This window comes from Streptomyces liliifuscus, from assembly GCF_016598615.1.
GTDB lineage: Bacteria > Actinomycetota > Actinomycetes > Streptomycetales > Streptomycetaceae > Streptomyces > Streptomyces liliifuscus.
This window is the reverse complement of sequence record NZ_CP066831.1, coordinates 9,747,318-9,773,962: the sequence shown is the minus strand read 5'-3', so window position 1 is coordinate 9,773,962 and position 26,645 is coordinate 9,747,318. Positions and strand designations below refer to the sequence as shown.

24 protein-coding genes are annotated in these 26,645 nt (G+C 70.2%); 14 read left to right on the top strand and 10 right to left on the bottom strand.

Annotated features, from left to right (window positions below; genetic code table 11):
• Positions 1-7: 7 nt before the first annotated feature.
• Positions 8-1,669, bottom strand: coding sequence for a sensor histidine kinase (locus tag JEQ17_RS42620; RefSeq protein ID WP_200400259.1), 1,662 nt, complete (start codon positions 1,667-1,669; stop codon positions 8-10).
• A 287-nt stretch (positions 1,670-1,956) separates the two neighbouring features.
• Between JEQ17_RS42620 and JEQ17_RS42615 the strand changes: the two genes are divergently transcribed.
• Genes JEQ17_RS42615 through JEQ17_RS42605 form a run of 3 tightly spaced genes read left to right on the top strand, consistent with a single transcriptional unit; the run spans position 1,957 to position 4,977 of the window.
• The gene (locus JEQ17_RS42615; protein WP_200402008.1) at positions 1,957-2,943 is read left to right on the top strand and encodes a Bug family tripartite tricarboxylate transporter substrate binding protein; all 987 of its coding nucleotides are present in this window, start codon (positions 1,957-1,959) and stop codon (positions 2,941-2,943) included.
• Complete coding sequence (locus JEQ17_RS42610; RefSeq protein ID WP_200400258.1) at positions 2,940-3,482, top strand: tripartite tricarboxylate transporter TctB family protein; 543 nt, start codon at positions 2,940-2,942, stop codon at positions 3,480-3,482. Before JEQ17_RS42615 ends, JEQ17_RS42610 begins: the two co-directional genes overlap by 4 nt.
• 1 nt (position 3,483) lies before the next feature.
• Positions 3,484-4,977 carry a tripartite tricarboxylate transporter permease gene (locus JEQ17_RS42605; RefSeq protein ID WP_200400257.1) on the top strand — a complete coding sequence of 498 codons (1,494 nt, stop codon included), beginning with the start codon at positions 3,484-3,486 and terminating at the stop codon, positions 4,975-4,977.
• A 42-nt stretch (positions 4,978-5,019) separates the two neighbouring features.
• Here JEQ17_RS42605 and JEQ17_RS42600 read toward each other — a convergent pair whose 3' ends face one another.
• On the bottom strand, positions 5,020-5,505 hold the full coding sequence (locus JEQ17_RS42600) for a PaaI family thioesterase (protein ID WP_200400256.1): 486 nt from the start codon (positions 5,503-5,505) through the stop codon (positions 5,020-5,022).
• Between the two features lie 200 nt (positions 5,506-5,705).
• On the opposite strand from JEQ17_RS42600, the gene JEQ17_RS42595 reads away from it, so the two are divergent.
• The 9 genes from JEQ17_RS42595 (at position 5,706) to JEQ17_RS42555 (ending at position 16,580) form a co-directional block, all read left to right on the top strand.
• A complete protein-coding gene (locus JEQ17_RS42595; protein WP_200400255.1) occupies positions 5,706-6,473 on the top strand; it encodes a class I SAM-dependent methyltransferase in 768 nt (255 codons plus the stop codon).
• 81 nt (positions 6,474-6,554) lie between these two features.
• Positions 6,555-7,700, top strand: coding sequence for a FecCD family ABC transporter permease (locus JEQ17_RS42590; protein WP_200400254.1), 1,146 nt, complete (start codon positions 6,555-6,557; stop codon positions 7,698-7,700).
• Positions 7,701-8,516 carry an ABC transporter ATP-binding protein gene (locus JEQ17_RS42585; protein ID WP_200400253.1) on the top strand — a complete coding sequence of 272 codons (816 nt, stop codon included), beginning with the start codon at positions 7,701-7,703 and terminating at the stop codon, positions 8,514-8,516. It begins immediately after the preceding gene.
• On the top strand, positions 8,513-9,520 hold the full coding sequence (locus JEQ17_RS42580; protein WP_200400252.1) for an ABC transporter substrate-binding protein: 1,008 nt from the start codon (positions 8,513-8,515) through the stop codon (positions 9,518-9,520). Before JEQ17_RS42585 ends, JEQ17_RS42580 begins: the two co-directional genes overlap by 4 nt.
• Positions 9,521-9,591: 71 nt before the next feature.
• Positions 9,592-10,737, top strand: a complete 1,146-nt coding sequence (locus JEQ17_RS42575; RefSeq protein WP_200402007.1) for a pyridoxal-phosphate dependent enzyme — start codon at positions 9,592-9,594, stop codon at positions 10,735-10,737.
• The gene (locus tag JEQ17_RS42570; RefSeq protein ID WP_200400251.1) at positions 10,734-12,041 is read left to right on the top strand and encodes an ATP-grasp domain-containing protein; all 1,308 of its coding nucleotides are present in this window, start codon (positions 10,734-10,736) and stop codon (positions 12,039-12,041) included. The genes JEQ17_RS42575 and JEQ17_RS42570 overlap by 4 nt, the downstream gene beginning before the upstream one ends.
• Positions 12,038-13,396, top strand: a complete 1,359-nt coding sequence (locus tag JEQ17_RS42565; RefSeq protein WP_200400250.1) for an MFS transporter — start codon at positions 12,038-12,040, stop codon at positions 13,394-13,396. The genes JEQ17_RS42570 and JEQ17_RS42565 overlap by 4 nt, the downstream gene beginning before the upstream one ends.
• A gap of 144 nt (positions 13,397-13,540) precedes the next feature.
• On the top strand, positions 13,541-14,245 hold the full coding sequence (locus tag JEQ17_RS42560; RefSeq protein ID WP_200400249.1) for a polysaccharide lyase family 7 protein: 705 nt from the start codon (positions 13,541-13,543) through the stop codon (positions 14,243-14,245).
• Positions 14,246-14,273: 28 nt separating this feature from the next.
• On the top strand, positions 14,274-16,580 hold the full coding sequence (locus JEQ17_RS42555) for a glycosyl hydrolase family 95 catalytic domain-containing protein (RefSeq protein ID WP_200400248.1): 2,307 nt from the start codon (positions 14,274-14,276) through the stop codon (positions 16,578-16,580).
• Between the two features lie 106 nt (positions 16,581-16,686).
• Here JEQ17_RS42555 and JEQ17_RS42550 read toward each other — a convergent pair whose 3' ends face one another.
• Both JEQ17_RS42550 and JEQ17_RS42545 read right to left on the bottom strand, forming a co-directional pair.
• Complete coding sequence (locus JEQ17_RS42550) at positions 16,687-18,462, bottom strand: thiamine pyrophosphate-binding protein (RefSeq protein ID WP_200400247.1); 1,776 nt, start codon at positions 18,460-18,462, stop codon at positions 16,687-16,689.
• On the bottom strand, positions 18,459-19,244 hold the full coding sequence (locus JEQ17_RS42545; RefSeq protein WP_200400246.1) for a cyclase family protein: 786 nt from the start codon (positions 19,242-19,244) through the stop codon (positions 18,459-18,461). Before JEQ17_RS42545 ends, JEQ17_RS42550 begins: the two co-directional genes overlap by 4 nt.
• A gap of 114 nt (positions 19,245-19,358) precedes the next feature.
• On the opposite strand from JEQ17_RS42545, the gene JEQ17_RS42540 reads away from it, so the two are divergent.
• Both JEQ17_RS42540 and JEQ17_RS42535 read left to right on the top strand, forming a co-directional pair.
• On the top strand, positions 19,359-19,964 hold the full coding sequence (locus JEQ17_RS42540) for a hypothetical protein (protein ID WP_200400245.1): 606 nt from the start codon (positions 19,359-19,361) through the stop codon (positions 19,962-19,964).
• 117 nt (positions 19,965-20,081) lie between these two features.
• Positions 20,082-20,468 carry a hypothetical protein gene (locus JEQ17_RS42535; protein ID WP_200400244.1) on the top strand — a complete coding sequence of 129 codons (387 nt, stop codon included), beginning with the start codon at positions 20,082-20,084 and terminating at the stop codon, positions 20,466-20,468.
• Positions 20,469-20,547: 79 nt separating this feature from the next.
• On the opposite strand, the gene JEQ17_RS42530 is transcribed toward JEQ17_RS42535, so the two are convergent.
• The 6 genes from JEQ17_RS42530 to JEQ17_RS42505 all read right to left on the bottom strand — a co-directional run bounded on the left by JEQ17_RS42530 (position 20,548) and on the right by JEQ17_RS42505 (position 26,524).
• Complete coding sequence (locus tag JEQ17_RS42530) at positions 20,548-20,961, bottom strand: DUF3662 domain-containing protein (protein ID WP_407700173.1); 414 nt, start codon at positions 20,959-20,961, stop codon at positions 20,548-20,550.
• A gap of 234 nt (positions 20,962-21,195) precedes the next feature.
• Positions 21,196-22,359 (bottom strand): MFS transporter, encoded by a 1,164-nt coding sequence (locus tag JEQ17_RS42525; protein ID WP_200400242.1) that lies wholly within the window; start codon positions 22,357-22,359, stop codon positions 21,196-21,198.
• Positions 22,337-22,939 (bottom strand): GNAT family N-acetyltransferase, encoded by a 603-nt coding sequence (locus JEQ17_RS42520; RefSeq protein ID WP_200400241.1) that lies wholly within the window; start codon positions 22,937-22,939, stop codon positions 22,337-22,339. Before JEQ17_RS42520 ends, JEQ17_RS42525 begins: the two co-directional genes overlap by 23 nt.
• Positions 22,936-24,222, bottom strand: a complete 1,287-nt coding sequence (locus JEQ17_RS42515; RefSeq protein ID WP_200400240.1) for a type III PLP-dependent enzyme — start codon at positions 24,220-24,222, stop codon at positions 22,936-22,938. The genes JEQ17_RS42520 and JEQ17_RS42515 overlap by 4 nt, the downstream gene beginning before the upstream one ends.
• Complete coding sequence (locus JEQ17_RS42510; RefSeq protein WP_200400239.1) at positions 24,156-25,475, bottom strand: DUF6271 family protein; 1,320 nt, start codon at positions 25,473-25,475, stop codon at positions 24,156-24,158. The genes JEQ17_RS42515 and JEQ17_RS42510 overlap by 67 nt, the downstream gene beginning before the upstream one ends.
• Positions 25,457-26,524, bottom strand: a complete 1,068-nt coding sequence (locus JEQ17_RS42505; protein ID WP_200400238.1) for a phytanoyl-CoA dioxygenase family protein — start codon at positions 26,522-26,524, stop codon at positions 25,457-25,459. Before JEQ17_RS42505 ends, JEQ17_RS42510 begins: the two co-directional genes overlap by 19 nt.
• Positions 26,525-26,645: the final 121 nt, after the last annotated feature.

The following is a 26,645-nucleotide window of genomic DNA, read 5'->3' as shown; positions in this document are numbered from 1 at the left end:
GTCCCCTTCATCGGGCCGCTCCTTCCGCCACCGCGTCGGTGAGGTGGCTGACGGTCATGCGTGCGGTGAACATGGCCCCCTCGGGGGTGTTGGTCACCGAGATCTCACCACCGTGACGCTCGCAGACCAGCCGGGTGAGCGCCAGGCCGATGCCCCGCTCGCCCTCCTGGGCCGCCTTGGTGGTGAAGCCGTGCAGGAAGACCTCCCGGGCGAGTTCCGGGGCGACGCCGGGGCCGGAGTCGCGGACCACGATCTCCACGCTGGAGGCGTCCTGCCGCAGTTCGACCTCGACCCAGGCCTCGTGGCCGTCCGCCTCGCCCGCGACCCCGGCGACGGACGCGGCGTCCACGGCGTTGTCGACGAGGTTGCCGACCACGGTCGCCACGTCGCCGGCGTCCTCCGGTACGAGCCGGTCGAGAGCGGTGCTGTCGGAGATCCGCAGCCGCACCTTCCGCTCGGCGGCCAGGGACGCCTTCGCCATGAGCAGGGCGGCGACGGCCGTGTCGCGGACGCGGCGGCTGAGGGTGACGTCCAAAGACTGGCGGCGCTGGTTCAACGCGCGGATGTAGCACACGACTTCGTCCTCCTCACCGATCTCGATCAGCCCTGAGATGGTGTGCAGCTGGTTGGCGAACTCGTGGGCCTGCGCGCGCAGCAGCTCGGACGAGCTGCGGAAGGAGCCGATCTCCCGCTCCAGGCGGGCCAGTTCGGTGCGGTCGCGCAGGGTGGTGACCGAGCCGAGCAGGCGGCCGTCCTTGGTGACGGTCATCCGGTTCATCACCAGCACCCGGCCGTGCCGGATCACGACCTCGTCGCGCTCGTGGGGCGCGCCCTTGCGGTCGCCCACCAGGACGTCCCTCAGCCTTCCCTCGATGCCGAGCTCGGCCAGGCTCTGGCCCACGCAGTCCTCGGGCAGGTCGAGCAGACGGCGGCCCATGTCGTTGGCCAGGGTGAGCCTGTGCTGCGGGTCCAGGGCGATCACGCCCTCGGCGATCCCGTACAGCATCGCCTCGCGGTGTTCGGCCAGTCCGGCGATCTCGCGGGGTTCCAGGCCGAGGGTCTGCCGTTTGACGCGTCTGGCCAGCAGCCAGGAACCCACCAGGCCGAGTCCGCTGGCGATGCCCAGGTAGGCGAGCAGATACGAGGAGGCGCCGTTGAGGCGCTGCCACACGGTAGGGTCGGCCTCGCCGATCATCACCGTGCCCAGGTACTGACCGAGATTCTGCTGAGTGGCGCCGAGCACCGGCACCTGGGCCACGAGCTGGCGGCTGCCGTCCAGGGTGAGCGGGCCGGACCAGCCGCGGCCCTCGGCGGCGCCCTCGCCGAGGGCCAGCCGGTCGCCGATCGCCGTGGGGTTCGTGGAGCTGACGATCCGGCCGTCGGCGTCGGTCACCGTCACGGAGGTGACCCCGGACTGGGTCTGTGTGGAATTCACCAGCGGGGCGAGGGCCTCCAGCGGCGCGGGCCGTACGAGCTGGCTTCGGACCAGGGGGTTGGCGGCCAGCTGCTCGGCCAGTGCGGCGACGCGGCGGCCCTCCACGCGGTTGAAGGTCGCCTCCGACTGGGCGAGGGAGACCGCGGCGACGGCCAGCAGCACCACCACGACGATGGCGAGCTGGAGCACCAGCATCTCGCCCGCGAGGGTCTGACGGCGGAAGGTGGCGACCACGACGTACTCAATCTCTCGGGCCGACACTGCGTTGGGCGGCTCGTCTGTGGGGTCGCACCATCATGGACCCCTCCCGTGGCCGGGAAAAGGGGTGAGCAGGGAGCCGGGACGGGAGAGGCGCCGTACGATCCGTGCACGCGACCGGCGCCGGTGACCGCAAAGACCACAACCTCCGTTGGTTCCGGAAGAGAGACAGACGTTCGACGTGCGGGCAACATGTGGCCCACGTCACCCTCCCCACAGGGCTTCCCCCGACCTCATCGACGTACCGACAGGTGGTGGCATTCGTGCGCCTGCGCACCCTCCTCGCCCTGTTCGGGGCCGCCGTGCTCGTGCTCGTGGGCCCGCCGTTGCTCACGGCGGGCAGCGATTCCGCGACGGGCACGCAGATCCCGGGCCTGCGCTTCATGGTCCCCAACACGCCCGGCGGCGGCTATGACATCACGGCCCGCACGGCCGCGAAGAACGCCGAGGACGCCGAACTCACGCACAACATCGAGGTGTTCAACCTGCCGGGCGCCGGCGGCACCGTCGGACTGAGCCGGCTGGTGAGTGAGCACGGCAACGGCAAGCTCGCCATGTCGATGGGCCTCGGTGTCGTGGGCGCCGTCCGCTCGAACGACGCGCCCAAGACGCTCGCCGACACCACCCCGATCGCCCGGCTCACCGAGGAGCAGGACGTCGTGGTGGTCGGCAAGGACTCCCCGTACAAGACGATCGACCAGCTCGTCGACGCCTGGAAGAAGGACCCGGGCAAGCTGCCGGTGGGCGGCGGTTCCTCGCCCGGCGGGCCCGACCATCTCGCGCCCATGCTGATGGCGAAGGCAGCCAGTATCGCCCCGAAGGACGTCAACTACATACCCTTCGACGGCGGTGGTGAGCTGCTCGCCTCGATCCTCGGCAACAAGGTCGCCTTCGGGGTGTCCGGTGTCGGTGAGTACCTCGACCAGATCAAGGCGGGCGAGCTCCGGATTCTCGCGGTCACCGGACCGGAGCGGGTCGACGAACTCGCCCAGGCGCCCACGCTCAAGGAGTCCGGCTACGACGTGGACTTCACCAACTGGCGGGGCATCGTGGCCCCGCCCGGCCTGTCCGACGCCGAGCGCGACAAGCTCGTACGCCTCGTCGAGGAGCTGCACGACTCGCCCGAGTGGCAGAAGTCGATGCAGCAGAACGGCTGGGACGACGCCTTCCTCACCGGCGAGAAGTTCGGTGACTTCCTCGACGCCCAGGACAAGCGCGTGGTTTCGGTACTGAAGGAGCTGGGACTGTGACGACGCCGACCACCGAAGCCTCCCCGACGCCACCCGCGGACGAACGGCGCTCGTGGCTGCGCGACCACTCCGAACTGGGCGTCTGCGTCCTGCTGTTGGCGCTCGGCGCACTCGTCCTGGGCGATGCGCTCACCATGGACGTGGAGATCACCCAGCGCGGTCCCGTCGGGCCGAAGACCGTGCCGATCGTGGTCGGTATCGGGCTGCTCGTCATCGCCGCCCTGCTCGCCGTGGACGTACTGCGCGGCGGCCGCGGCGAGGCCGAGGGCGGTGAGGACATCGATCTGTCCGAACCGGCCGACTGGCGCACGGTGTTGCTGCTCGCCGGGGTGTTCCTGGGCGCGGCCGTCCTCATCGAGCCCGCCGGTTTCCCCGTCGCGGGCGCGCTCCTCTTCTGGGGAGCGGCCTTCGCGCTAGGCAGCCGGCGCTTCGACCGGGACCCGCTCATCGCGGCCGTGCTCTCCCTCGTCACGTACGTGATCTTCAACAATCTGCTCGGGGTACCGCTGCCCGGCGGCCCGCTGATGGGAGTGCTGTGACATGGACGCCCTCAACTCCCTGATGGACGGGTTCGGTACGGCGCTCACCCCGATCAACCTGCTGTGGGCCGCCATCGGCGTGCTGCTCGGCACGGCGATCGGTGTGCTGCCCGGTATCGGCCCCGCGATGGCGGTCGCCCTGCTGCTGCCGGTGACGTACGGACTCAACCCGATCGGCGCGTTCATCATGTTCGCCGGCATCTACTACGGCGCGATGTTCGGCGGCTCGACCACCTCGATCCTGCTGAACACACCGGGCGAGAGCGCGGCCGTGGTCGCGGCCATGGAGGGCAACCCGATGGCCAAGTCGGGGCGCGGCGCACAGGCGCTCGCGGCCGCCGCCATCGGCCACTTCGCGGGCGGCCTGATCGGCACGATCCTGCTGGTGATGCTCGCGCCGACGGTCGCCGAACTGGCGGTGGACATCGGTGCGCCGGACTACTTCGCCATCATGGTGCTGGCGTTCATCGCCGTGACGTCCGTGCTGGGCTCGTCCCGTATCCGGGGACTCGCGTCGCTGCTGATCGGACTGACCATCGGGCTGGTCGGCCTCGACCAGATGACCGGGCAGCAGCGGCTGACCTTCGGCTCGCTCCAACTCGCCGACGGCATCGACGTGGTGATCGTGGCGGTGGGTCTCTTCGCGATCGGCGAGGCCCTGTGGGTGGCGGCGCATCTGCGGCGCAGTCCGGGCGAGCCGATCCCGGTGGGCCGGCCGTGGCTGGGCAGGGCCGATGTGCGGCGGACCTGGAAGTCGTGGCTGCGCGGACCGTTCATCGGATTCCCGTTCGGCGCGATCCCGGCGGGCGGCGCCGAGATCCCCACCTTCCTGTCGTACGTGACGGAGAAGCGCCTGTCGAAGCACAAGGACGAGTTCGGCAAGGGCGCGATCGAGGGTGTGGCGGGGCCGGAGTCGGCCGCGTCGGCCTCGGCGGCGGGCACGCTGGTGTCCATGCTGACCCTGGGCCTGCCGACCACGGCGGTCGCGGCGGTCATGCTGGCCGCCTTCCAGCAGTACGGCATCCAGCCGGGCCCGCTCCTCTTCGAGCGCGAACCCGACCTGGTGTGGGGCCTGATCGCCTCCCTCTTCGTCGGCATGGTGCTGCTGCTCGCGCTCAATCTGCCGCTCGCGCCGGTGTGGGCGAAGCTGCTGCGCATCCCGCGGCCGTACCTGTACGCGGGGATCATGTTCTTCGCGGCGGTCGGCGCGTACGCGGTCGGCGGCGAGGTCATCGACCTGGTGATCCTCCTGATCATCGGCCTGATCGGCTTCGGCATGCGGCGCTACGGGCTGCCGGTGCTGCCCGCCGTCATCGGCGTCATCCTGGGCCCGAACGCCGAACAGCAGCTCCGGCGTGCCCTGCAGATCAGCGACGGCAGCGTCACGGGACTGGTCAACACGCCCTTCGCGGTGACCGTGTACGTGGTGATCGTGCTGCTGCTGGCCTGGCCGCTCATCAAGAAGCTCGTGATGCGCAAGCGGGCAGAGGCCTGATCGGTTCCCGGTGCCCTTCGGGGCGCCGGGAATCTCCATCCCTCACTCCGGGTGGTGTCGCGTCGCCGGGGGCGCGGTCCGCCGGACACTCCAGTCGAAGGCGCCCCGGCACACCAATGTCCCCTCGGCGTCGGTGACTTCGGCGCTTGTGGCGAACCGGGCCCGGTCTGCCTGTCCGTCCAGGAGCGGGCGCAGGACGCGCCGAGCCTCGTCGGTGAGACGGCAGGTGGCCACGAGCCGCCCGCGCGCCGGGGCGAGGAACTCCAGTGAGGCGGCCGCTCCCAAGGGCACGACACCTTGAAAGTCCTCGGGACGCGCCGCGGCGGCGATGATCGCTCCAAGACCGGCCGCGTCCACCAGGGCGACGAGGCCGCTGGAGTGCAGCGAGCCGATGACGTTCGTCAGTCCCTCGGGGGTGTCCGCCGCGATCTCGGCCGTGCCGTCGGCGGCCCGGAGCACCTCGACGCCCACGGTCCGATGCGCCGGTATCGGTTCCAGCAGCGAGCGTGCCAGTGGCGTCATGTCCATCGCCGCAGCGTGACACTTCCCCCTTACGACCGGGTGTCCCGGAAGTGCCCAGTGCGTGCGGCGCGCGATCCGCCGGCAACCGTCGGGAACTCCAGGGCCTTCGCGTCCGACCACTGCAACAACAAGCCCCGCACCGACGAGGCCGTTGCACTGCGGTGTGGTGTGCGGCTCGTCCGGCCCTGGATCGAGGTAGCAGCTGTATGCACTGGTACGAGGACGACGGATTCTGGTCGGACTTCTCCGAGACCATGTTCTCCGGGCGCAGGCGTACGGAGACGGAGGGCATCGTCGCCAAGTCGCCGCTGCTGGAGTTCCCGCCCGGGAGCCGGGTGCTGGACCTGTGCTGCGGACCCGGTGTGTATCTGGTGCCCCTGGCCCGTCGTGGCTACGTGGTGACAGGAGTCGACCTCAGCCCGGTGATGCTGGAGCGGGCCGGTGCCGTCTGCGAGGAGGCCGGGGCCGAAGTCCGGCTGATGCGGGCCGACATGCTGACGCACGTCGAGCCCGGCTCGTACGACGTGGTGCTCAACGTCTTCACGTCGTTCGGCTACTTCGACTCCCCGGACGACAACGAGCGGGTGCTGCGCAACGCGTACCAATCGCTGGTACCGGGTGGACAGCTGCTCATCGACGTCATGGGCAAGGAGGTCCTCGCGGGCTGGATCGGGCGGCCCCAGGTCGTCGAGCTCGACGGCGGCGCGTACGTGGTCCAGCGCGACACCGTCCTGGACAGCTGGACGCGGCTGCGCACCGACTGGACGCTCGTGCGCGACGGGATCGCGCGGGAGGCCTCGATCACCTCCTTCCTCTACAGCGCGGCCGAGTTGCGCGCGCTCTTCGAGGCGGCCGGCTTCACCGACGTGTGCTGTTACGGCGACTTCGACGGCGGCCCGTACGACAACCACGCGAAGCGGCTCATCGTGCGAGGGACCCGTCCCGAACTCTCACGCGATACGCGGGAACTCTGAGGCGGTCGCGGCCGACTACTGTTGAGCGGGCGGCTTTTGGGGCTACCCGCACCCGAACTGCCGTACGGACAAGGGGACTTCATGGCCGAAGCCGTATCCGAGACACCCTCCGCCGAGTCCGGCACCGGCGCGCCCTCGCGGGACGAGGCGTGTCCCGAGGAGCCGCGTCGGGAGCCGGACGATCGCGGTGCGGGTCGCGGCAGGCTGCTGACCGCGCTGGTGGTGCTCTCCGTGACGCTGGTGGTCTCGGTCCTGGCCGGTATCGCGCTGGGGCCGACCGTCGTACCGCCGGCCGATGTCGTGCACTTCCTGTCGGCGGCCGTCACGGGCGGCGGCATCGGGGCCGACGAGGTGACCGGGTACTCCATCGTCTGGCATGTGCGCACCCCGCGGGTGCTGCTCGCCGCGGTCGTCGGAGCCGGGCTGGCCGTCGTCGGAGTCGCCATCCAGGCTCTGGTGCGCAACGCGCTCGCGGACCCGTTCGTGCTGGGCATCTCGTCCGGCGCGTCCGTCGGGGCGACCGCAGTGGTGGTGTTCGGGGTCTTCGCGAGCCTCGGGGTCTACGCCTTGTCGGCCGCCGCGTTCCTGGGCGCGCTCGGCGCCACGCTGCTGGTGTATCTGGCCGCCCGGGGCCCGCTGGGGCTGACACCGCTGCGGCTGGTGCTCACCGGAGTGGCGCTGGCGTACGGCTTTCAGGCGCTCATGAGTGTCCTGGTCTTCCTCTCGCCGAACGGGCAGGCCGCACGGACCGTGCTGTTCTGGCTGCTGGGCAGTCTCGGGGCGGCGTCCTGGGAGTCGTTGCCGCTGGTGACGGCGGCGGTTCTGGTGGCGATCGTGGTGCTGCTGCGGCAGAGCCGGTCGCTGGACGTGCTGGCGCTGGGCGACGAGACCGCGGCCAGCCTGGGCGTGGACGCGGACGCGCTGCGGCGCGGGCTGTTCCTGCTCACCGCCGCCGTCACCGGGCTGATCGTGGCGGTCAGCGGCGCGATCGCCTTCGTCGGTCTCGTCCTGCCCCATGTGGTGCGGATCCTGGTCGGCTCCACGCATCGCCGGGTGCTCGCGGTCACGCCACTCGCCGGGGCCTGCTTCATGGTGTGGGTCGACCTGGTGGCCCGTACGGCCTTCGCACCCGAGGAACTACCGCTCGGGGTGATCACCGCACTGATCGGGGTGCCGGTGTTCATCACGCTGATGCGCCGCCGCGGCTATCTGTTCGGAGGCCGGTAGATGGTCCTGTCCCTGCGTGACCTGTCGGTCGAGGCGGCCGGGCGTGCCCTGGTGGACCGGCTGAACCTCGACGTGGAGGCCGGCCGGATCGTCGGGCTCGTCGGTCCGAACGGCAGCGGCAAGTCGACCGCGCTGCGCTGTGTCTACCGGGCGTTGCGGCCGACGTCCGGGGCCGTCCTGCTCGACGGCACCGATCTGACATCGCTGAAACTGCGGGACAGCGCCCGGTCGATCGCCGCCCTGACCCAGGAGAGCCAGACCGAACTCGACTTCACCGTCGAGGAGGTGGTGGCCCTCGGCCGCGCTCCGCACGCCCGTGGCAATCACCCCCTCACCGCCCGCGAACGCGCCCTGCGCCGGGAGTCGATGGAACGGCTGGACGTCGCCCACCTCGCCGAACGCAGCGTGCTCACGCTCTCCGGCGGGGAGCGCCAACGCGTCCTCGTCGCACGCGCCCTGGTCCAGGAACCCCGTGTCCTGGTCCTCGACGAACCCACCAACCACCTCGACGTACGGCACCAGGTGGAGCTGCTGTCCTTCCTGCGCGGCTCCGGGCTGACCGTGCTCACGGCCCTGCACGACCTCAACCTGGCGGCCGCCGCCTGCGACCGGATCGCCGTACTGAGCTCCGGCTCGCTGGTCGCCACCGGCAGCCCGACCGAGGTCCTGACCCCCGAACTGGTCCGCAAGGTGTTCGGCGTCGATGTCACGGTCGTCCACCACCCGCGCACCGGCGCACCCCACCTCATCTACGACCTGACCGCCGCGGCGCCTGCCGCGCTTCCCGACGCCCCACCAGAAGGACGGCACTCATGATGCGACCACCGCTGCCCCGGAACCTGGCCGCCGTACTGCTCACGGCCGGGCTCCTGACCACCGGCTGCGGCGCCGAGGTCGAGTCCGCGGCGAAGAACAAGAAGGACGACACCGTCACCGTCTCCAACTGCGGCGAGGACGTCACGTACACCCGCCCGAAGCGCGCGGTGGCCTACGACGTCAGCGGCGCCGAGAAGATGTTCTCCCTCGGGCTGGCCGACCGGATGCGCGGCTATGTCATGAACAAGCTCGGCGACCCGGCTATCAAGGGTTCGCCCTGGCGCGAGGACTACACCGGGGTCGAGCGGCTGGGCACCGAGCGGATCACCCGGGAGATCGTCGTCGATGCCAAGGCCGACTGGGTGCTGGCCGGCTGGAACTCCGGTTTCAGCGAGGAACGGGGCATCACCCCTGCCCTGTTGGAGAAGGTCGGCGTCGCCAGTTATCTGCACACCGAGACCTGCTGGGACTACGGCGACAAGAGCGTCGACGTGACACCGCTGGACGCGCTCTACACCGACCTGGACAACCTCGGCCGGATCTTCGACGTCGAGAAGCGGGCCGACGAGCTCGTCACCGACCTCAAGGACCGTGTCGCCGCACTGAAGAAGACCTGGCCCGAGAAGGGCGCCCCCGCCAAGGTCTTCGTCTACGACTCCGGCACCGACCAGCCGTTCACCGCGGGCCGCCATGCCGCGCCGAACGACATCATCACCGCCGCCGGAGCGACCAACGTCTTCGACGGGCTCGACAAGGGCTGGACGACGGTCGGTTGGGAACCGGTGATCGAGGCGAAACCCGAAGTGATCGTGATCGTCGACTACGCCGACCAGCCCGCCAAGGACAAGATCGCCCACCTCAAGTCGCTCAAGAGCCTGAAGTCGGTTCCGGCGGTGAAGGACAACCGCTTCTTCGTGATGTCCTACGGCGACGCCGTCAGCGGCCCCCGCAATGTCAAGGGCGCCGAGGACCTGGGCCGTTACCTGCGCTCGGTCGGGCGGTGACGGTGACTCCGACGCGTACCGCACCCACCCCTGCTCCCGCTCCCCCGGTCCACGAGCACATCACCGACGCGATGAAGGCCCCCGACCTGCTGCGGCTGTCCGACAACGTGGTGCTGGCCCGCTTCGAGACCCTGAAGGTCTACGCCGCCCTCGGCGCGGTCCGCACCCTGCTGGAGCGCGGGACCGTCAAGCCGGGCCAGACCCTCGTCGACAGTTCCAGCGGTATCTACGCGCTGGCCCTGGCGATGGCGTGTCACCGGTACGGGCTGAACTGTCACATCGTCGCCTCCACCACCGTCGACGCCGCGATGCGTGCCCAACTGGAGATCCTCGGGGCGACCGTGGACCAGATGCCGCCCTCGCAGGACCTGCGGCTCGACCAGGAGCGGCGGGTGCGCCGGGTGCGGCAGCTGCTGGCCGACCGGCCCGGTCTGCACTGGATGCGCCAGTACCACGACGCCGTCCACTACACCGGCTACCGCGAGTTCGCCGACCTGGTCGACCGTGCGCTGCCCGACACCCCGCTCACCGTCGTGGGTGCCGTGGGCACGGGATCGTCCACCGGCGGTCTCGTGGATCCGCTGCGCGAACGCGGCCGGGCCGTACGGCTGTTGGGGGTGCAGCCCTTCGGCAGCGTCACCTTCGGCAGCGACGGGTTCACTGACCCAGAGGCGATCATCGCGGGCATCGGCAGCTCGATCCCGTTCGACAACGTCCGCCACGACCTCTACGACACGCTGCACTGGCTCGACTTCCGCCATGCCATGGCCGGCGCCGTCGGCCTGCTGCGGGAACACGCCGTGTTCGCCGGCCTGTCCACCGGCGCCGCCCACCTCGTCGCCGGCTGGGAGGCCGCGCGCCACCCGGAGCGGGTGCACGTGGTGATCGGCGCCGACACCGGACACCGCTACACCGAGCGCGTCTTCGCCCGCCACCAGGAGGCCCTCGACCCGAGCGTCCTCAAGCCCCACCAGATCACGGGCCTCGCCGACCTCGCCCCGCCCTGGTCGGTGATGGCGTGGGAACGACGGCGCTACGACGTACGCGGGACCGCCGCGCCCGCACAGGTACCGGCGCCGCTCGCCGCGCCCGGACAGGTTCCGGTGCCACTCGCCGCGCCGGCCGCCACATCGACCGCCGTATCGGCTGACGTACCGACTCAGGTCTCGGCTGACATCTCGGCCGCCGCGACGAACAAGGAGGACCGGGCATCGTGACCATCGCCGCCCTGGAAGCACTCACCTTCGGACTGGGCCGCCTGGCGGAGGCGGCCGACGGCGCCGGGCACCGGCTGTGTCTGCTCACCGGCGACCGGGCCGTCTACCGCCACGAACTCGCCCACCTCACGCCCGAAGCGCTCGCCGCACTCGACATCGTCGACGTCGACACGTTCGACGAGTCCGCGTGCGCCGCCGCGCTGGCCGCGGTGCCCGACCTGCGAGGGCTCGTCAACTCGACCGACACCTGGAGCGTTCCGGGCGCCGACCTGGCCGCCAAACTCGGCCTCCCCGGGCCTGACCCGGCCTCGGTCCGGCTGCTGCGCGACAAGGGCCGAGTGCGCACGCTCCTCCATGAGCGCGGCCTGAGCCGCGGCGGAGCCATGACCGTCCCCATTGGCTCCAATAGCTCCGACGGCTCCGACGGCTCCGACGGCTCCGACGGCTCCACCCATACCTCTCCTACCTCCTCCGCAGCCGCCGAGATCCTCCGCGAGATCGGGCTGCCCGCCGTCCTCAAGGACTCGGCGGGCACCTCCTCCCGCAATGTGTGGCCGGTACGCGACGAGCGGCAGCTGCACGCCGCCCTCGCCGAGGCCGCCCAACGCCCCTTCGCCGGGCGGCTGTTCGCGGAGCCCTTCTTCTCCGGCCCCGTCTACAGCGCGGAGACCCTCAGTTGGGAGGGCGAGACGAGGCTGCTGGGCGTGCTCAGCCGCCAGATGTCCCCCGAGCCGTCCGTCCGGGAGGAGGCGGCGGCGTTCCCCGTGGCCTTCCCGGATCCCGAACTCGGTCTGCTCCAGGACTGGGTGGGGCGTGTACTGGTGACCGCCGGCCATGACACGGGCTTCGCGCACGTGGAGTTCGTCCTCACCACCGAGGGGCCGGAACTGGTCGAGATCAACCGCCGTATCGGCGGTGCCCTGGTAGGCGAGGCGCTGTGCCGTGCGTTGGGCACCAATGTCTACGAGGCCATGGTCGACACGGCTCTCGGCCGCCGCCCCGCACTGCTGGACAGCCCAGTCGACGCCTCCTCGGGACCGGCCACCGGCTTCGTGCTCGTCTACCCGGACCGGCGCGGCACGCTCACCGGCTGGACCGGCCTCGACACGCTGTCCGCCTTCCCCGGCTCACCCGAGTGGTACCCAACCGCCGTGCCGGGACGGCGTGTTGAGCACCTGGGCGATCAGCGAGGCTGTACGGGGATCGTGCTGGCCGAGGCCGCGACGGCCGAACTGGCCCTGCACCGGGCGCTCAGCGCGGCCGGGAGCGTACGTCCGGTCGTCGCGGCCGACGACGAGGGGTGACGCCGTCGGCCGAGCCGCCGGGCCGACTGCGGTCCCGCCCGGCACGGCTCACCGGGCGGGAAGGCCTCAAAGGGCTGGCCGGTCTGAGCGGCCCGCAGTACTTTCTGCTGGCCGGATCGTTCCTCATCCCGCTGGGCAGCTTCGCGGTGCTGCCCTTCATGTCGGTGCTGCTGCACGAGCAGTTGGGGATGGGGCTCGGCGCCGTCGGCGTGGTGCTCGCCATCGCCTCGTTCGTGCAGTTCGCCGGTGGTGTCTTGGGGGCGGTGGTCGCCGAGCGCATAGGGCTGCAACGCACCATGCTGCTCGCCCTGGTGATCCGTACGGCGGGATTCGCCGGCTTCGTGCCGGGGCTCGGCCATCCCGCCGCTGCCGTCAGCGCGCTGTTCCTCGTCTCCTGCGGTGCCGCGCTCTATCTGCCCGCCAACAAGGCGTACTTGGTGCACCGCGTCGCGGACGAGCGGCGCCCGCTGCTGCTGTCTGCGAGCGGCTCCGCCCTCAACGCCGGTATCGCGCTGGGTCCGATCGCCGCCGCCCCCTTCGTACTCAGCGCCTCCGCGGGACTCTTCACCGCGGTCGCCGTGCTGTTCGCGGCCATCACCGTGGGCCACGCGCTACTGCCTGTGGAGGCCCCCGACCACCACCCGGAAGAGCCGGAACGACCGCAGGAACCCAGGACACCGAAGGAAGCCGGACAGCCAAAGGAAGCCGGGCACACAGCGGACAGCGGGCACACAGAAGAAGGCGTCGAGGCCCAACATCCGTCCCGCCGCCGGGAGAAGCCGTTCGCCGGGCTGCCGGTCCTGCCTTTCGCGGTCACCGTCCTGAGCCTGTACGTCTTCATGTTCTTCCAGCACTACCTCGCGGTGTACGCCGTGCCCCGGACCTCGACCGAGTTCTACGGCCTGGTCCTCGCCCTCTACGCCGTGCTCCTGGTGGTGGCCCAGCCGCTCCTGTCGGACTGGATAGCCCGCATGCCGTATGCCCGTGCCCTGCGAGTCGGATTCGCCGCGCTGGCCGCCGGCATGGCCACGCTCGCTCTCGGCCGCCCCGCCGCCCTGCTGGCCGGAGCCCTGCTCATCTGCCTCGGCGAGATCGTGCTCTTCCTCAAGAACGACCTCGAAGCCCTGGCCCGGTCTCCCCGCTCCCCCGCCGTCGTCTTCGGCCACCAGCGGCTGGCCGCCGGAATCGGCGCGTTCGCCAGCGGCATCGCGGGAGGCGAGGGCTATGGACTGGCCGAGCGCTCGGGGTGTCCCGGTCTCTTCTGGGCCGCGGTCGCCGTGCAGTGCGCACTGCTGCCCCCGCTGCTGATCCGTGCACTGCGCCGCCTCCGCCCCGGTTCAACGACCGAACACTGACCCCGCACATCGGATCTATTTTTGCCTCATCACCATCATTGACGCTCCAGGCAGCCAGTTCTACCCTTCGACAGGCAATAGATCCGATGAATCGCTCGTATCGCTCGTTCGCATCACGCGTACCGCTTCGAGGATTGGATTGGCATGCCCCCATCAAGCCCATCGAGACGTACCGTTCTCGCCGCCGGAGGCTTACTCGCCGGAGGCGCCGCCTGGGCCACGACCCCGTCGACGTCCTCCGCCGCTTCCGCCGCCTCCGCTGCCACCTCTGCCGCGTCGCCCACGGACGGCTGGAACAGGACCGCGTTCACGTACGGCATGCAGAAGCCGTGGAACCTCGACCTGGCCGACCGGTACAGCAACAGCGGCGGCGTCCACCGCATGTGGGTGTACGACACCGATGAGCCCATGTCGCAGGGCAGCTCCACCGACCCGCGCACCGAGATGCGCTGGAGGCAGGAGTACACGTCCGGCCAGCACATGTGGGACGCGGACGTGTACCTCCCGTCCGGCACGAACGGCGCGACCTTCGTGCAGATCCTCCGTGTGATCCACCCGTCGGGCACACCGGCGACGGACTTCATGCTCAACGCCTACAGCGCGAGCGGCGGCACGGTGAGGGCGTACGACAGCACGGTTCTCAGGACGAACGCCTACAACACGTGGTTCAACGTCAAGCTCGAACACAACGCCACCGGTGGCGGCGTCAACGTCTACTTCGACGACGAGCTGGTCCTGACGACCAGGGACCGGGGACCCGCCACCCGCCACTTCAAGAACGGCGTCTACCACCACGGCAGCGGCCGGGCCGAGGCACGCTTCCGCAACCTCACGTACTGGACTCGGTGAACCGTGTCGCATCTTGGAGGCACCGCACATGACCTCTAGAAGAGTTGTGCTCGGTTCGGTACTGGGCGGTACGGCGGCCGCCGCACTGCCCTCGGTCGCCGAGGCGGCACCGGCCCAAGTCCCGGACGCCGTCGGCGAGGACCTCACGGCCGGTTCCGCCGACGGCCGTTGGAAGCTCCGCAACCGCATGGGCTCGGACGGCGCGTGGACCGACTTCCTGCGTGGGCAGGACCTGGTGTGGCACAGGATGCCCACCCTGTGGCACGAGGGACCGTTCCTCGGTGACGGCCGGCTGGGCAGCATGGTCTACAAGGAGCCGGGCGCCAACAGCGTCCGCTTCACCGTCCAGCACGGCGAAGTACAGGACCACCGGCCCGAGTTCGGCAGCGGCTGGGGCACGTGTCGGCTGCCCGTGGGACATCTGACCCTCGATCCGGTCGGCACCATCGGCGCGGTCGACTGGCGCCTGAGCCTGTGGAACGCCGAACTCACCGGCACCGTCACCACCGACAAGGGCACCCTGACGCTCTCCGCCCTCATCCACGACGGAGTCCTCGCCGCACGCGTGACGGCCGACGGCGACGAGGAGGTCCGCTGGACGTTCCACCCCGAGGAGGCCATCAGCCCCAGGAAGATCAGCGAGGCACCGCCGACGGGCTACGTCGCCAACCCGCCCTGGACCACGCGCACCACCGGTGACGTCGAGCAGGTGCTCCAGCCGCTCGTCGGCGGCGGCCAGACCGCGACCGCCTACCGCCGCTCAGGCGACACCCTGCTGCTCAACGTGGCCCACAGCCATCCCTCGGACACCCGGGCCGGGGAGGCCTCGCTCAGGAAGATCCAGCGTGCGGCTCCCTACGCAACGCTCCGCAGGCAGCACACCCGCTGGTGGCACGCGTTCTACCGCCGGAGCTTCGTCTCGATCCCCGACCAACGGCTGCAGAGCTTCCACTGGATCCAGCTCTACAAGATCGCGTCGGCCAGCCGCGAGGGCGGCCCGCCGATGGCCACCTGTGGGCCCTGGCTCGAACCCACTCCCTGGCCCGCCGTGTGGTGGAACCTCAACATCCAGCTGGAGTACTGGCTCATCCACGGCTCCAACCACCTGGAACTCGACTCGCTCGCCAGCACCCTGAGGCAGAACCAGGAGCAGCTGATCGCGAACGTGCCCGCCGCGTACCGGGCGGACAGCGCCGGAGTCGGCCGCAGTTCCGACATGTTCGCCAACCGCGGCGTCCCCGTGCCGGGCAGCGGGGGCGAGGCGGGCAATCTGACCTGGGCCCTGCACAACGTATGGCTGAGCTACCGCCACAGCATGGACGAGGACCTGCTGCGCGACACGGTGTACCCGCTGCTGCGCCGCGCGATCAACTACTACCTGCACTTCCTCCAGCCGGGCGACGACGGCAAGCTGCATCTGCCATCGACGCTGTCCCCGGAGTATCCGGTGGTCCCCCCGAAGGACACCAACTACGATCTGGCGCTGATCCGTTGGGGCTGCGGCACTCTGCTGGAGGCGTCCGAGCGCCTGGGCGTCGACGACCCGCTCGTGCCGCGCTGGCAGGAGGTGCTGGCCAGGCTGACGCCGTATCCGGTGGACGCCAACGGCTACATGATCGGCGCGGACACGCCGTACGCACAGTCCCACCGCCACTACTCGCACCTGCTGATGGTCTATCCGCTGTATCTCGTGAACTGGGACCAGCCCGAGCAGCGCGAGCTGATCGAGAAGTCGGTCGTCCACTGGCACGCGCTGACCGGCTCCCACCGCGGCTACAGCTATACGGGCGCCGCCTCGCTGTACGCGATGATGGGCCGCGGCGACACGGCACTCTCGTACTTGAAGAAGTTCTTCGACACCAGCACGCGCTATCCGTGCCGGGCCAACACCCACTACACGGAGGCCGGGCCGGTCATCGAGACTCCGCTGTCGGCGTCCCAGTCCCTGCACGACATGCTCTGCCAGAGCTGGGACGGTGTCATCCGGGTCTTTCCCGCCGTGCCCGACTCCTGGGCCGATGTCACCCTGCACGACTTCCGCACCCAGGGAGCCTTCCTGGTCAGCGCGGTCCGCAGCGACGGCGTCACCCGCTTCGTACGCGTGCGGAGTCTGGCGGGCGAGCCGCTGCGCCTGCGGCACGGTCTGACCGGCGGGCGGGTGACCGCGGTCCTGGACGACGGCAGACCGGCCCGTACCCACACGGCGGACGACGGCACCCTCACCGTCGAACTGGCCAAGGGACGCGAGGTGTTGTTGTACGCGGGCAAGCGCCCCGATCTCGTCATCGCCCCGGTCAGTCCCAGCGAGCCGGGAGAGCCCTGGGGACTGCCGTAACCGGATCGGTGTGGCCGGGCGGCCCGCGAGGAGCGACACCGCTGCCCGGCCACGCCGATACCGCGGAGGCGGACCGTGGCCTCGCCCGGCGGCCGCCGGGCGTCGTTCAATGTCCGCGGAACGCCTCCTCCAGCCACCAGGCTCCCCGGTCCGCGACCACCTTGGCGTCGATGAGCAGGGGCGCGGTGCGTGGCCCGGCTAGCCAGTCCTCGACGGCCTTCAGATCCGCCCGCTCGTGTACGGTCACGGCCTCGAAGCCGTAGCCGCGCGCCACGGCGGCGATGTCCGTCGGCGGGAACTCGACGGTGTCCAGCGGATGTCCGTCCGGCCCGAAGTGGTGCACCTCCGCCCCGTAGGCATCGTCGTTGTAGACGACCACCACCATGGGCAGCCCGAGCCTGCGTACGGTGTCGAACTCCGCGGCGCCCATCATCGCGCCGCCGTCGCCGAGCGCGGCCACGGGAAGCCGGTCCGGCCGTGCCAGTGCCGCGCCGATCGCGGTCGCGAGGCCCAGGCCGATCGACTGGAACGCCTGGGTGAAGCACAGGCCGTTCTCGTCCGGCACCGACAGGTACATGCTCGGGTAGCCCATGAAGTTGCCGGAGTCCACGCCGATCACCCGCTCCGCGGGGAGGATGTCGTCGAGCGCGATGCTCAGTGTGCGCGGGTCGATGCGCTCGCGGCTGCTCGTGTCCTCGTACGGCACGTCCCGCCAGCGCACGCGGGCGGCGATGGCCGCGCCGATGTCGGCGGTCCGAAAGCCCTGGCGGGCCTGTTGCCCTTGCTGTGCCTGCTGCCCTTGGTGTGTCTGTTGCGGTTGTTGGGTGTGTTGCGGTTGTTGGGTGTGTTGCGGTTGTTGGGTGTGTTGCGGTTGTTGGGCCTGCAGGCTCCCGTCGCCCGTCTCCAGCGTGCGTCGAGCCGTTAGCTCCACGTCCCCGGTGACTCCGAGGTGCACCTCCCGGTGCGCGCCGAGGGCCGAGGCGTCGTCGTCGATCTGTACGACGGTGGTGTCCGGGCCGATCAGCCGGCCGTGCCGCATGGTCCACATGTTCAGCGCGCAGCCCCAGCCGACGATCAGGTCGGCTTCCCGGATCAGTTCGGCGGCCAGGGGTGACGCGAAGCCTCCGGACACGTCGAGCGACCAGGGATCGCCCTGGAACAGGCCGCGTGCGACGGCCGAGGTCGCAAGCAGCGCGCCATGGTGCTCGGCGAGCGCCGCCAGGGCGTCCCGGGCGCCGGGCGAGCGCGCTCCCCGGCCGGCCACGAAGACCGGCCGCCGGGACTTCTCCAGCACCCGCGCCAGGGCCTCCACATCGGCGGACTCCGGCTCCAGCGGGGCCCGTTCGGGCGGCACGACGGCAAGGGCCGACGCGTCGCCGGGTACGTCGGGTGCAGCGGATACGTCGAGGGCCTGTACGCCCAGCGGGAGGTTGAGCAGTACGGTCCGCCGCTCGCACACGGCTCGCCGAACGGCGTCGAGGGCTTCGGTGACGGCGTCCTCCGCCGACGTCACGCGCGCCGTGACCGCGCCCACCGATCGCGCCAACGCCTCCTGGTCGACGTAGAAGTTGGATCGCGGCTCGGTCACCTCGGCCGCCAGCACGAGCAGCGGCGTACGGCTCTTGGCCGCCTCGGCGATCCCGGTCATGGCGTTCGTCAGGCCGGGGCCCTGATGAACGCTCAGCGCGGCCACCGTTCCGCTCATCCGGGAGTACGCGTCGGCCATGGTCGCCGCGCCGCCTTCATGACGTGCGGCCACGAACCGCGAACCCGCCGCGACCATGGCGTTGGTGAGATGGAAGTTGCCCGAGCCGACCACGCCGAAGACCTGACCGACCCCGGCCGCGTACAGCGCCCGTCCGACGGCCTCGGCGACCTTCACGAACGTTCCACCAAGGCGAGCACCCGCGCGGGGGACCCGGACCCCGTGACGATCGGCAGCGGCCCCGCGACGACGACGGAGCCGGTCGCGGGCAGCACCGCCAGGTTCTGCAACTGGGTCAGCCCGTACTTGTCGCTGCCCATGAGGTACGAGTGACACGGGAAGACCGGGTCGAACGAGTGCGCCCCACCCGCGTCGGTGCCCACCGTCTCGACCCCGAGGCCGATGACGGGCGACTCCTCAGCCACCCAACGAGCGCACTCCGCCGACAGGCCAGGAGTGTGCGGGCCGTTCTCGTCCGCGTTCAGGAACGGCTCCTGCGCATACGAGCGCTCGTCCCAGCCGGTGCGCACCAACAGCCAGCCGCCGTCGGGCAGCGGCCCGTGCTCCGCCTCCCACGCCTTCACATGGTCGACCTCCACGAGGAAGTCCGGGTTCTCCCGCGCCTCCGCGGTGAAGTCCAGCACGGCGGCGGGCGCGACCAGCCGGTTCACTGGTACGGACGCCACGTCGGCCAGGTCCTTCCCGGTCACCCAGTGGTTCGGGGCGTCGAAGTGGGTGCCGGTGTGCTCGCCGCTGCGGAAGTTGTTCCAGTACCAGGCCGGCCCCCGGTCGTCGTACCTGCTGATCTCATCCAGTTCGAACACCGCCGTCTGGCCGAACTCGGGCGGCAACTGGAGTACCGGTGTCGACGACGACAACGGCGCCGTCAGGTCGACGACTTCGATCGCCCCGCTCCGCAGCGCGGACACCAGCGAGGCGAGGATGGACGGCTCGGGCATGAAGACCTCCATGAGGCAGCGCGGAACTGACAGCATGGCACCGGACATGACGATTGCGGTTCCGTGGTACTCACAGTCCGGTTGAGTCGGTCGACGGTGACGGGCGGGGGCACGATGTTCCGAGGGCGTACGGCCGCGATGGCGGCGTCGGTGATCGCGGTCGGGGTACTGGGACTGACCGGCTGCACGTCGGGGTCGGACGGCGGTTCGGAGGAGTCGCCGGACGCGGCGGGAACGGCAGGCACGGCGGGTACGGCGGTCAGCACCGCGTCTCCTTCGTCCGCCTCGCCGCCGGTCTCACCCACGCCCTCCCCTTCCAAGTCGGCTCCGGCTTCGGCGTCCGCTTCGGCTTCGAAAAGCCCGTCGCCGGTGCCCGTCACCGGGCCCAAGCAGAAGCTGGTGACCATGACGGTCACCGGCGGCTTCGCGGGGATCAATCAGAAGGTGGTTCTCCGGGGCGACGGCACCGTCCTCGCCGACGACAAGGGCGACCCCGAGGTGCGCCGTACGAGCGCGGCCCAGTTCACTGAACTGCGCACGCTGCTCGGCGATCCGGCGCTCGCCGATGTCCCCGAGTTCACGATCGACACGGGGGCGGCCGACATGTTCCAGTACGCGCTGCAGTTCAACGGCCGCACGGTCATGACGGACCGCTCCGCCGACCAGCCCGCGCTGGACCGCCTCATCGACGCGCTCAGCGAATGGCTGCCGGGTCACTGACCTCGCAGACCGAGCGAGGCAGGGGTCTCGGGTAGGGGCACGTAACTCATGATCAAGCCCCTCGTTGGTCTGGCCGACGCTCCGTCGGACCCGGAAGACTGTGTGAGGTCGCTTCACATGCGCTGCATCACCAAGAAGATCACTGCGGGGATCGGAACCCTTGCCGCGGCACTCGGCTGTGTCATCGTCGCGGGGCCGCCCGCGGCGGCGGACGGCAAGTGGTGCAACCACTCCGTCTGCATCGAGACGTACGACACGGGCACCTACCTGGGCAGGGTCGAGGTCTCGGTCACCAACACCAACCAGCCGCACCGCATCAGCGCCCGTGTCTGGACCACCAACGGCTGGGGCGCCAACACCAAGGTGGAGGACGTCTCCGCGTTCAGGACCTACCGGGACCAGGCATACCCCCAGCGCCACTTCCCCGCGGGCACCCGGCTGTGCGCGGAGGGTTTCCGCGGCGGCGCGAGCGTGGGCCTGCCCTGCGTCACGCTCACGAACTGACGGGCGGACACCTCGGGCCGGACTCCTGCAGCCGGACACCTCGCGCCTGCCCGCTCGGGTCGAACACCTCGGGCCCGGCTCAGTTGTGGAACTCGCCGGCCCGTACGTGCCGCATCACGCTGCTCGTCACCCGGTAGCGGCCGTTCGGCACGGAGGGTGACTTGGTGACATGCACCGCGAGTGGTCCGGCCCAGGCGTAGCCCCGGTCCTCGCCGTGCCGGAGCAGGCTCTCGGTGAGCACCTGGTCGACGCGACCGCCGTTCCGCTCCAGTTCCTGATGGACGGGCTCGGGCAGTTCGACGCCGTAGGCGTTGGGGACGACGACCAGGCTCTCACTGCACACGACGGCGTGGTCGTCGCACTCCCTGCGCAGGGCGGCAACCAGTTCGACCGGTTCCTTGTGGCGGAACTGCGCGAGCAGCGACGCTCCGAAGCGCTCCAGCGCCCGCTCCAGACCGGTGAGTCCGCTCGCGCCCTCGGGCCGCTCCGGCACCGGGTCACTGTTCGCGGTCTTGCGACGGTTCTCTTCAGGGACGGTCACGACGGGCGGGACTCCTTGGTCGTATGAGTTCGTGTTCGTGTCGTTGTGCTCCATTCGTCTCCAGGTTCCCCGTAAGCGGAGAACGACTCTTCCCGGGTCTTCCCGGGCACGTGCGAGGGGGCAGGTCACGTGGCAGCACTGCCGACGGGACCTGCCCATGACGGAATCGACGACCGGCGTGACGGGTCAGCTGCTGACCGGTGTCCAGCGGATCCGGGTGCTGCACAGGGACACCACGACCGCCGCGGCCGCGACCACCCCCAGCCCCCACACCAGGCTGCTGGCGTTCGCCACGAAGCCGATGAACGGCGGGCCCGCCAGCAGGCCCGTCGTACCCGTGGCGGCGACGAGGGCCAGCGCGTCCGAGCCCTGTTTGGCGGCGGCCACGTACACGCACGGGGTCACGGCGGCGCAGCCCAGTCCGACGCAGGCGAATCCGATGAGGGCGGGCACCACTCCCCCGCTCACCAGGGCGAAGGCCAGCCCTGCCGCGGCCAGCGCGCTGCCGAGGAGGACGACCCGTCCGTCGCCCCACCGGCTGCGCCAGCCGTCGGCGAAGAGGCGGGCCACCACCATCATTCCCGAGACGACGGCGATGCCCATGGGTGCCAGTTCCGCCGATGCCTTGGCCACGTCCTTCATGTAGAGGGCGGACCAGTCGGTCATGGCGCCCTCGGTCACGGTGCCGAACGCCATGGCGCAGCACATCCACAGCGTCATACGGGACGGAAGGTTCCATCTGCCGCGGGTCTTCTGCGCCTTCTCCTCGGCAGGCGCGTCCTCGGAGAGAAGACCTGGGCGTGCGGCGGCGGTCAGCAGGACGAGGATCACGGCCGCCACGCCGAAGTGCGCCACGACCGAGGAGGTCGCCGCGTTCATGCCGGAGGCGATGAGCGCGGCGAGCAGCGAACCACCGCTGAAGGTCGCGTGCAGTCTGGCCATGGTGTTGCGTTCGTGCCGTGCCTCAAGGGCAGCGCCCTGCGCGTTCATGGCGACGTTCAGGCATCCCACGAAGACGCCGTCGACGCCCATGACGAGCAGCGCGACCGGATAGTTGGGCGCCACGGCCAGCGCCAGGAGCAGGAGGGTCAGACAGAGGGACGACAGGAGGGCGAGCCGTGCCGAACCCAGCCGTTTCATGAGCACCGGGACCAAGGGGAACGACGCCACCGCGCCGATCCCCGCCGCCATCAGCAGCACACCCACCTCGGCCGCGGTCAGGCCGAGGTCCGTCTTGATGGCGGGGATGCGCGCGGCCCAGGTGGCGTACTGGAAGCCGAGGGAGCAGAACAGTGCGGCGATCGCCAACTGGCTGCGGAGGAAGGGGTCATGGACACGGGACACGCGCATCAGCTCGCTTCGTGGGGACGGAGGGGCCGCGCGGCACCACGCCGGTCGGCTCGGGCTGTGCACCTGGGTCGGTCGGCACCGCCTTGGACATGTAGACGGCGTTCGCGCCGTAGCCACCGGGCGAGATTCCCGGGTGGGCGGTGTAGCCGCGGGCCGACCAGAACGTGTCGCTGCGGCCGACGGCGATCAGCGAGATCCGTTCGTACCCGCGCGAGCGGGCCGTCAGGGTGAAGTGGTGGAGAAGGCGCTGCCCCAGTCCCCTGCCGCGAAGCCCCTCCTCGACAACGATGTCGTGCAAGTGGAGATTGCGCGGTGCGGGCGCGGGGTGCGGCGCGACCGCCTCCTCGGTCCGTTCCAGGTCCGGGTACTCGAAGGCCGGATAGGGCAGTGCCAGCAGGTAGCCGGCCGGCCCGGACCCGACGTCCAGGACGAAGCACGTACTCGGCGAGATCTCCGCCCGTGACCGAAGCGCCGCGCGGCCCTCCGACAGGCCGAGTCCGGTGTAGGCGCGGGACTCGATCGCCACGATGCCGTCCCAGTCGGCCTCGGTGATGTGGCGTATGTGTACGACGTCGCTCACGGGCGGCCCACCCTCGTCCAGGTGTAGGGGAGCGGATCGAAACCGTTGAAGCCCTGGGTCATGTAACTGATCGCGTAGGCACCGCTGGACATCACCCAGACCGGATCGCCCGACGCCAGGTCCTTGGGTACGTAGACGAGGCCAGCGTGTTCATGGAGGTAGGCATCGTCGCTGTCGCAGGTGGGACCCGCCACGACGGCGGGAACGCACTCGGCGTCGGGGTGTGTGGGAAAGACGAGCCGGTACTGCAACGCGTCCATCTCGTAGAGCCCGTTGAACTTGCCGCAGCTCAGATAGAGCCAGTGCTGCCGCTCGCCGTCCGGTCCCCGCCTCTCGGCGAGCCGGGAGACATGGGCCCGGATGGCTCCCTGGTCGGCGACGAGATGACGCCCCGGCTCCATGACGAACCGGAGGTGGTCGCCGTGGACGCCCTTCAGGTACCGCATTCCCTCGCGGATCACGGCGAAGATCTTGTCCATCGGCGGATCCAGGGGCATGCCGAACCTGTCGAGGTATCCGAGTGCCGGGAGACCGCCGCCGAGGTTGACATGGTCCAGGGTCATCCCGCGCCGGCCGAGGGCGGTCAGGACGTCCGCCAGGGACTCGACGGCACTGTGCCAGGCGTCGGCCGTCATCTGCTGGGACCCGACGTGCACGGACAGGCCCGACGGTGTCAGGCCCTGTGCCCGTGCCGCCTCAAGCACCTGTACGGCGTCGGCGGGCGAGCAGCCGAACTTGTTGCTGAGGCCCCAGAGCGCCCCTTCACCGCTGGTCGTCAGTCTGCAGAACACCCGGGCGCCCGGGGCATGGGCGGCGATGGCCGCCACGTCCTCCAGGCTGTCGGTCGCGAAGTCCCTGACGCCGAGGCGATGGGCGTCGGCGATGTCGCGGTCGGACTTGACGGTGTTGCCGTAGTGCATGCGGTCGAGCGGCACCCCCGCCCGCAGCGCCTGCTCCAGTTCGCGCGGGCTCGCCCCGTCCACGCCGGCGCCTCTGGCCGCCAGGCACGCGAGCACCTCGTCCACCGGACAGGCCTTCATCGCGAATCGCACGAGGACTCCGGGCAGTTCGCGCCGCAGCGTGTCGTAGCGGTCCTCGATTCCGGTCAGGTCGAAGACGATCCGGTCCTCGTCGGCGGCCGCCAGCGCGGCGAGCAGGGCCGCGGACTCATGTGTCGCCGGCTCAGGTGTCGTTGACTTGCGCGTCGTGGCCGCCCTCACCCCGGCCGCCCCGGTGAGGTGTGTACGGGGGTGAGCCTGGCCGCGCGCACCAATGGGCCCCATGCCTCGGTCAGGAGGGCGAAGTCCTCCATGTCGCTGCGGGCCTCGTCGAGGAGCCGTTCACGGCGCGTGGCCAGGAGGTCGGCGAACTCGGCGTAGGCGCCGCCCAGTTTCCGGTACGCCGTGTCGAGGGCGTCCAGCCGCTGGATGTTCTCGGTGCGGTCGAGTCGCGTGCTCTCGCTCACCAGCCGGGCGACGACGGACGCGCGCACCTGTCCCCGCTCGTCGGTCAACTCCGGTCCGGCCTCGGCCATCCCGTCGTAGACGACGTTGAAGTAGAGCATCGACAGCAGGAACTTGACGTAGCGCATCTGGTACGCCGTGAAGCCCGCGTCCGTTCTGCGTTCGCCGGTGTAGAAGTTCACGATGTTCCGGTTGTGCAGCACACCGGGCAGCGCGGCGTCGTGGACCAGATGGATCAGGAAGTAGTCGCTGCCGATGGTGTCGGTGGCCGGTGGCAGCGGCACATGTTCGTGCACCCCGTGGAAGCCGATGTTGCACATGTCCACGCGCATGGGGTCGACCAGGGCCAGTGTCGAGTGGTCCCGGACGAACGGGTCCGTGCCCGCGCCGCGGAAGGACTCGTCGACGAGTTCCCTCTTCTGCTCGCCCGACCAGTGGGCGGGTGCCCACAGGCTGACCAGGTCGTAGTAGACGTCGGGGTCGATCCGGAGGATCTCGCCGATGTCGACGGAGAGTTCGCCCACGAAGGAGCTGCCCACCATCGAGACCCGCTTGTCCGCGTGCTGTGCGGCGAGCGCGTTCTCGGTGACGTCGTGCGCGGCGTCGGCCGCGCGTCGGCCGAGCGAGGTGAGTTCGTGATGGATGGGGAAGACCGTCTCGCCGTCCACGACCTGGTACCGGCTGTCGGAGTCCCTGCGGTGCACGGACTCGCAGCCGAGCGCGGCGCCGATGAGGAACGCCCGGTTGGTGCAGGCGCCGTAGGAGAGTCCCGCGGGGAGCATCAGTTCCAGCAGGAGGTCGGGCTTCGTGGCTGCGGTCCGGCCGATCGCCCGCTGGAGGAAGTCCCGCTGCCCCGCCTCGTCGAGGTGGTGTACGACGATCCGCGGGCCGACGGGGAGGCGGCGCACGGTCTCGGCGTGTTCCGCGTAGGCGGGTGCGTCGCAGGAGTCCAGGATCAGCAGGTGCACCTCGGTGTCGAAGTGCTCGGCCGCGTAGGCCGCTTCCTCACCGATGGCCTCGATCGTCGCGGAACACGGCCTGTTGGTGGGAAGGGTCAGACATATTCTGCGCATGCCGCTTCTCCGACCGGCTCGTTCAGTTCCGGACCGTTCCAGGACGCGAGACCGAGCAACTTGGCACCCAGGTCGCTGAGTTCGGCCCTGCCGTACCGCAGGGACTCGTGCCGCACGGCGTCGCCGAGCAGGGTCGCGTTCCAGTCCGGTGTGCTGAGGGTGCGCCACGAGTCGACCCGTGAGTCCCTGAGGGTCTGGTGGGTCTCCAGCGCCGGCATCATCGACAGGTACTGCACCGCCCGTACGCCGTTGCGGGTGGAGGTGTTGGGTGCCACTCCGTGCGCCAGGAGGCCGTTGAAGATCAGCAGGTCGCCGGCCTCCAGTTCCGGTCGTACGACGGGGAATTCGGCCTTGTCGATCCTGGGGCGGATCGGGTCACGGTCGTCCGGTTGGAGTGCCTTCCACCGGTCCAGCTGCCGGAACAGCTCGGGGCAGCACTGGAAGCCGCCGAGTTCCGGGCTGGTGTCGTTGAGCGCGATGATCCCCTGGACCCGCTGCGGCGGTATGCCGAGCGTGGTGTCGACGTCCCAGTGCAGCTCGATGTCGAAGCCCTCGTCCGTGCTCGGGATGAGGGCCCGGTCGCGGTTCCTGACGTTGGGCGGGTTGAGGTTGAGCCGGTCGAGGGTCACCCACAGCTCTTCGCAGTCCCATACGTCGACGAACGCGTCGTAGACCCGCTGCGCCTGGCGGCTGTCCCAGAGGAGTTGGTGCTGGTAGGCCTCGACGAACCCGTAGATGTGCAGGTCACGGTCCAGGTCCGAGCGGTACTCGCGGTCCTCGTACCAGGTGTCCGGACGCTCGGGGTCGAGTCCCTGGAAGTCCCAGGTGAAGTCCAGCAGGCTGCGGGCCGCCGAGACGGGGATGGCCTGCTTCACCACGACATAGCCGTAGGTCTGCCATAAGGCCAGGTCTTCCTCGGACAGCACCCTGAGCGGGACGGTCTTCTTGAGGTCGCGCAGCGGGGTCTGCGCCAGATAGGTCTCGCCGTCCGAACTGAAGTAGGGGACGCGAGATGCTGCTCGATGGAGATAGTCGTCAGGCATGGGCATGCAGTGCTCCGGACCTCGGGGTTCCCCGTCGACGGACATGTCGACGGGGACGAAGAACGCGGTCACCGGTGGCTCGCGGCACGTGAATCGCGTGGATCCGGACGGGCGGCGGTCTGCGCAG

Bases quoted from the DNA above. Each gene is read 5' to 3' on its own strand.
- JEQ17_RS42605 (WP_200400257.1), top strand. From the start codon at position 3,484: ATGGACGCCCTCAACTCCCTGATGGACGGGTTCGGTACGGCGCTCACC.
- JEQ17_RS42600 (WP_200400256.1), bottom strand. From the start codon at position 5,505: ATGGACATGACGCCACTGGCACGCTCGCTGCTGGAACCGATACCGGCG.
- JEQ17_RS42595 (WP_200400255.1), top strand. From the start codon at position 5,706: ATGCACTGGTACGAGGACGACGGATTCTGGTCGGACTTCTCCGAGACC.
- JEQ17_RS42590 (WP_200400254.1), top strand. From the start codon at position 6,555: ATGGCCGAAGCCGTATCCGAGACACCCTCCGCCGAGTCCGGCACCGGC.
- JEQ17_RS42585 (WP_200400253.1), top strand. From the start codon at position 7,701: ATGGTCCTGTCCCTGCGTGACCTGTCGGTCGAGGCGGCCGGGCGTGCC.
- JEQ17_RS42580 (WP_200400252.1), top strand. From the start codon at position 8,513: ATGATGCGACCACCGCTGCCCCGGAACCTGGCCGCCGTACTGCTCACG.
- JEQ17_RS42575 (WP_200402007.1), top strand. From the start codon at position 9,592: ATGAAGGCCCCCGACCTGCTGCGGCTGTCCGACAACGTGGTGCTGGCC.
- JEQ17_RS42560 (WP_200400249.1), top strand. From the start codon at position 13,541: ATGCCCCCATCAAGCCCATCGAGACGTACCGTTCTCGCCGCCGGAGGC.
- JEQ17_RS42555 (WP_200400248.1), top strand. From the start codon at position 14,274: ATGACCTCTAGAAGAGTTGTGCTCGGTTCGGTACTGGGCGGTACGGCG.
- JEQ17_RS42545 (WP_200400246.1), bottom strand. From the start codon at position 19,244: ATGCCCGAGCCGTCCATCCTCGCCTCGCTGGTGTCCGCGCTGCGGAGC.
- JEQ17_RS42540 (WP_200400245.1), top strand. From the start codon at position 19,359: ATGTTCCGAGGGCGTACGGCCGCGATGGCGGCGTCGGTGATCGCGGTC.
- JEQ17_RS42535 (WP_200400244.1), top strand. From the start codon at position 20,082: ATGCGCTGCATCACCAAGAAGATCACTGCGGGGATCGGAACCCTTGCC.
- JEQ17_RS42525 (WP_200400242.1), bottom strand. From the start codon at position 22,359: ATGCGCGTGTCCCGTGTCCATGACCCCTTCCTCCGCAGCCAGTTGGCG.
- JEQ17_RS42515 (WP_200400240.1), bottom strand. From the start codon at position 24,222: ATGGGGCCCATTGGTGCGCGCGGCCAGGCTCACCCCCGTACACACCTC.
- JEQ17_RS42510 (WP_200400239.1), bottom strand. From the start codon at position 25,475: ATGCGCAGAATATGTCTGACCCTTCCCACCAACAGGCCGTGTTCCGCG.
- JEQ17_RS42505 (WP_200400238.1), bottom strand. From the start codon at position 26,524: ATGCCCATGCCTGACGACTATCTCCATCGAGCAGCATCTCGCGTCCCC.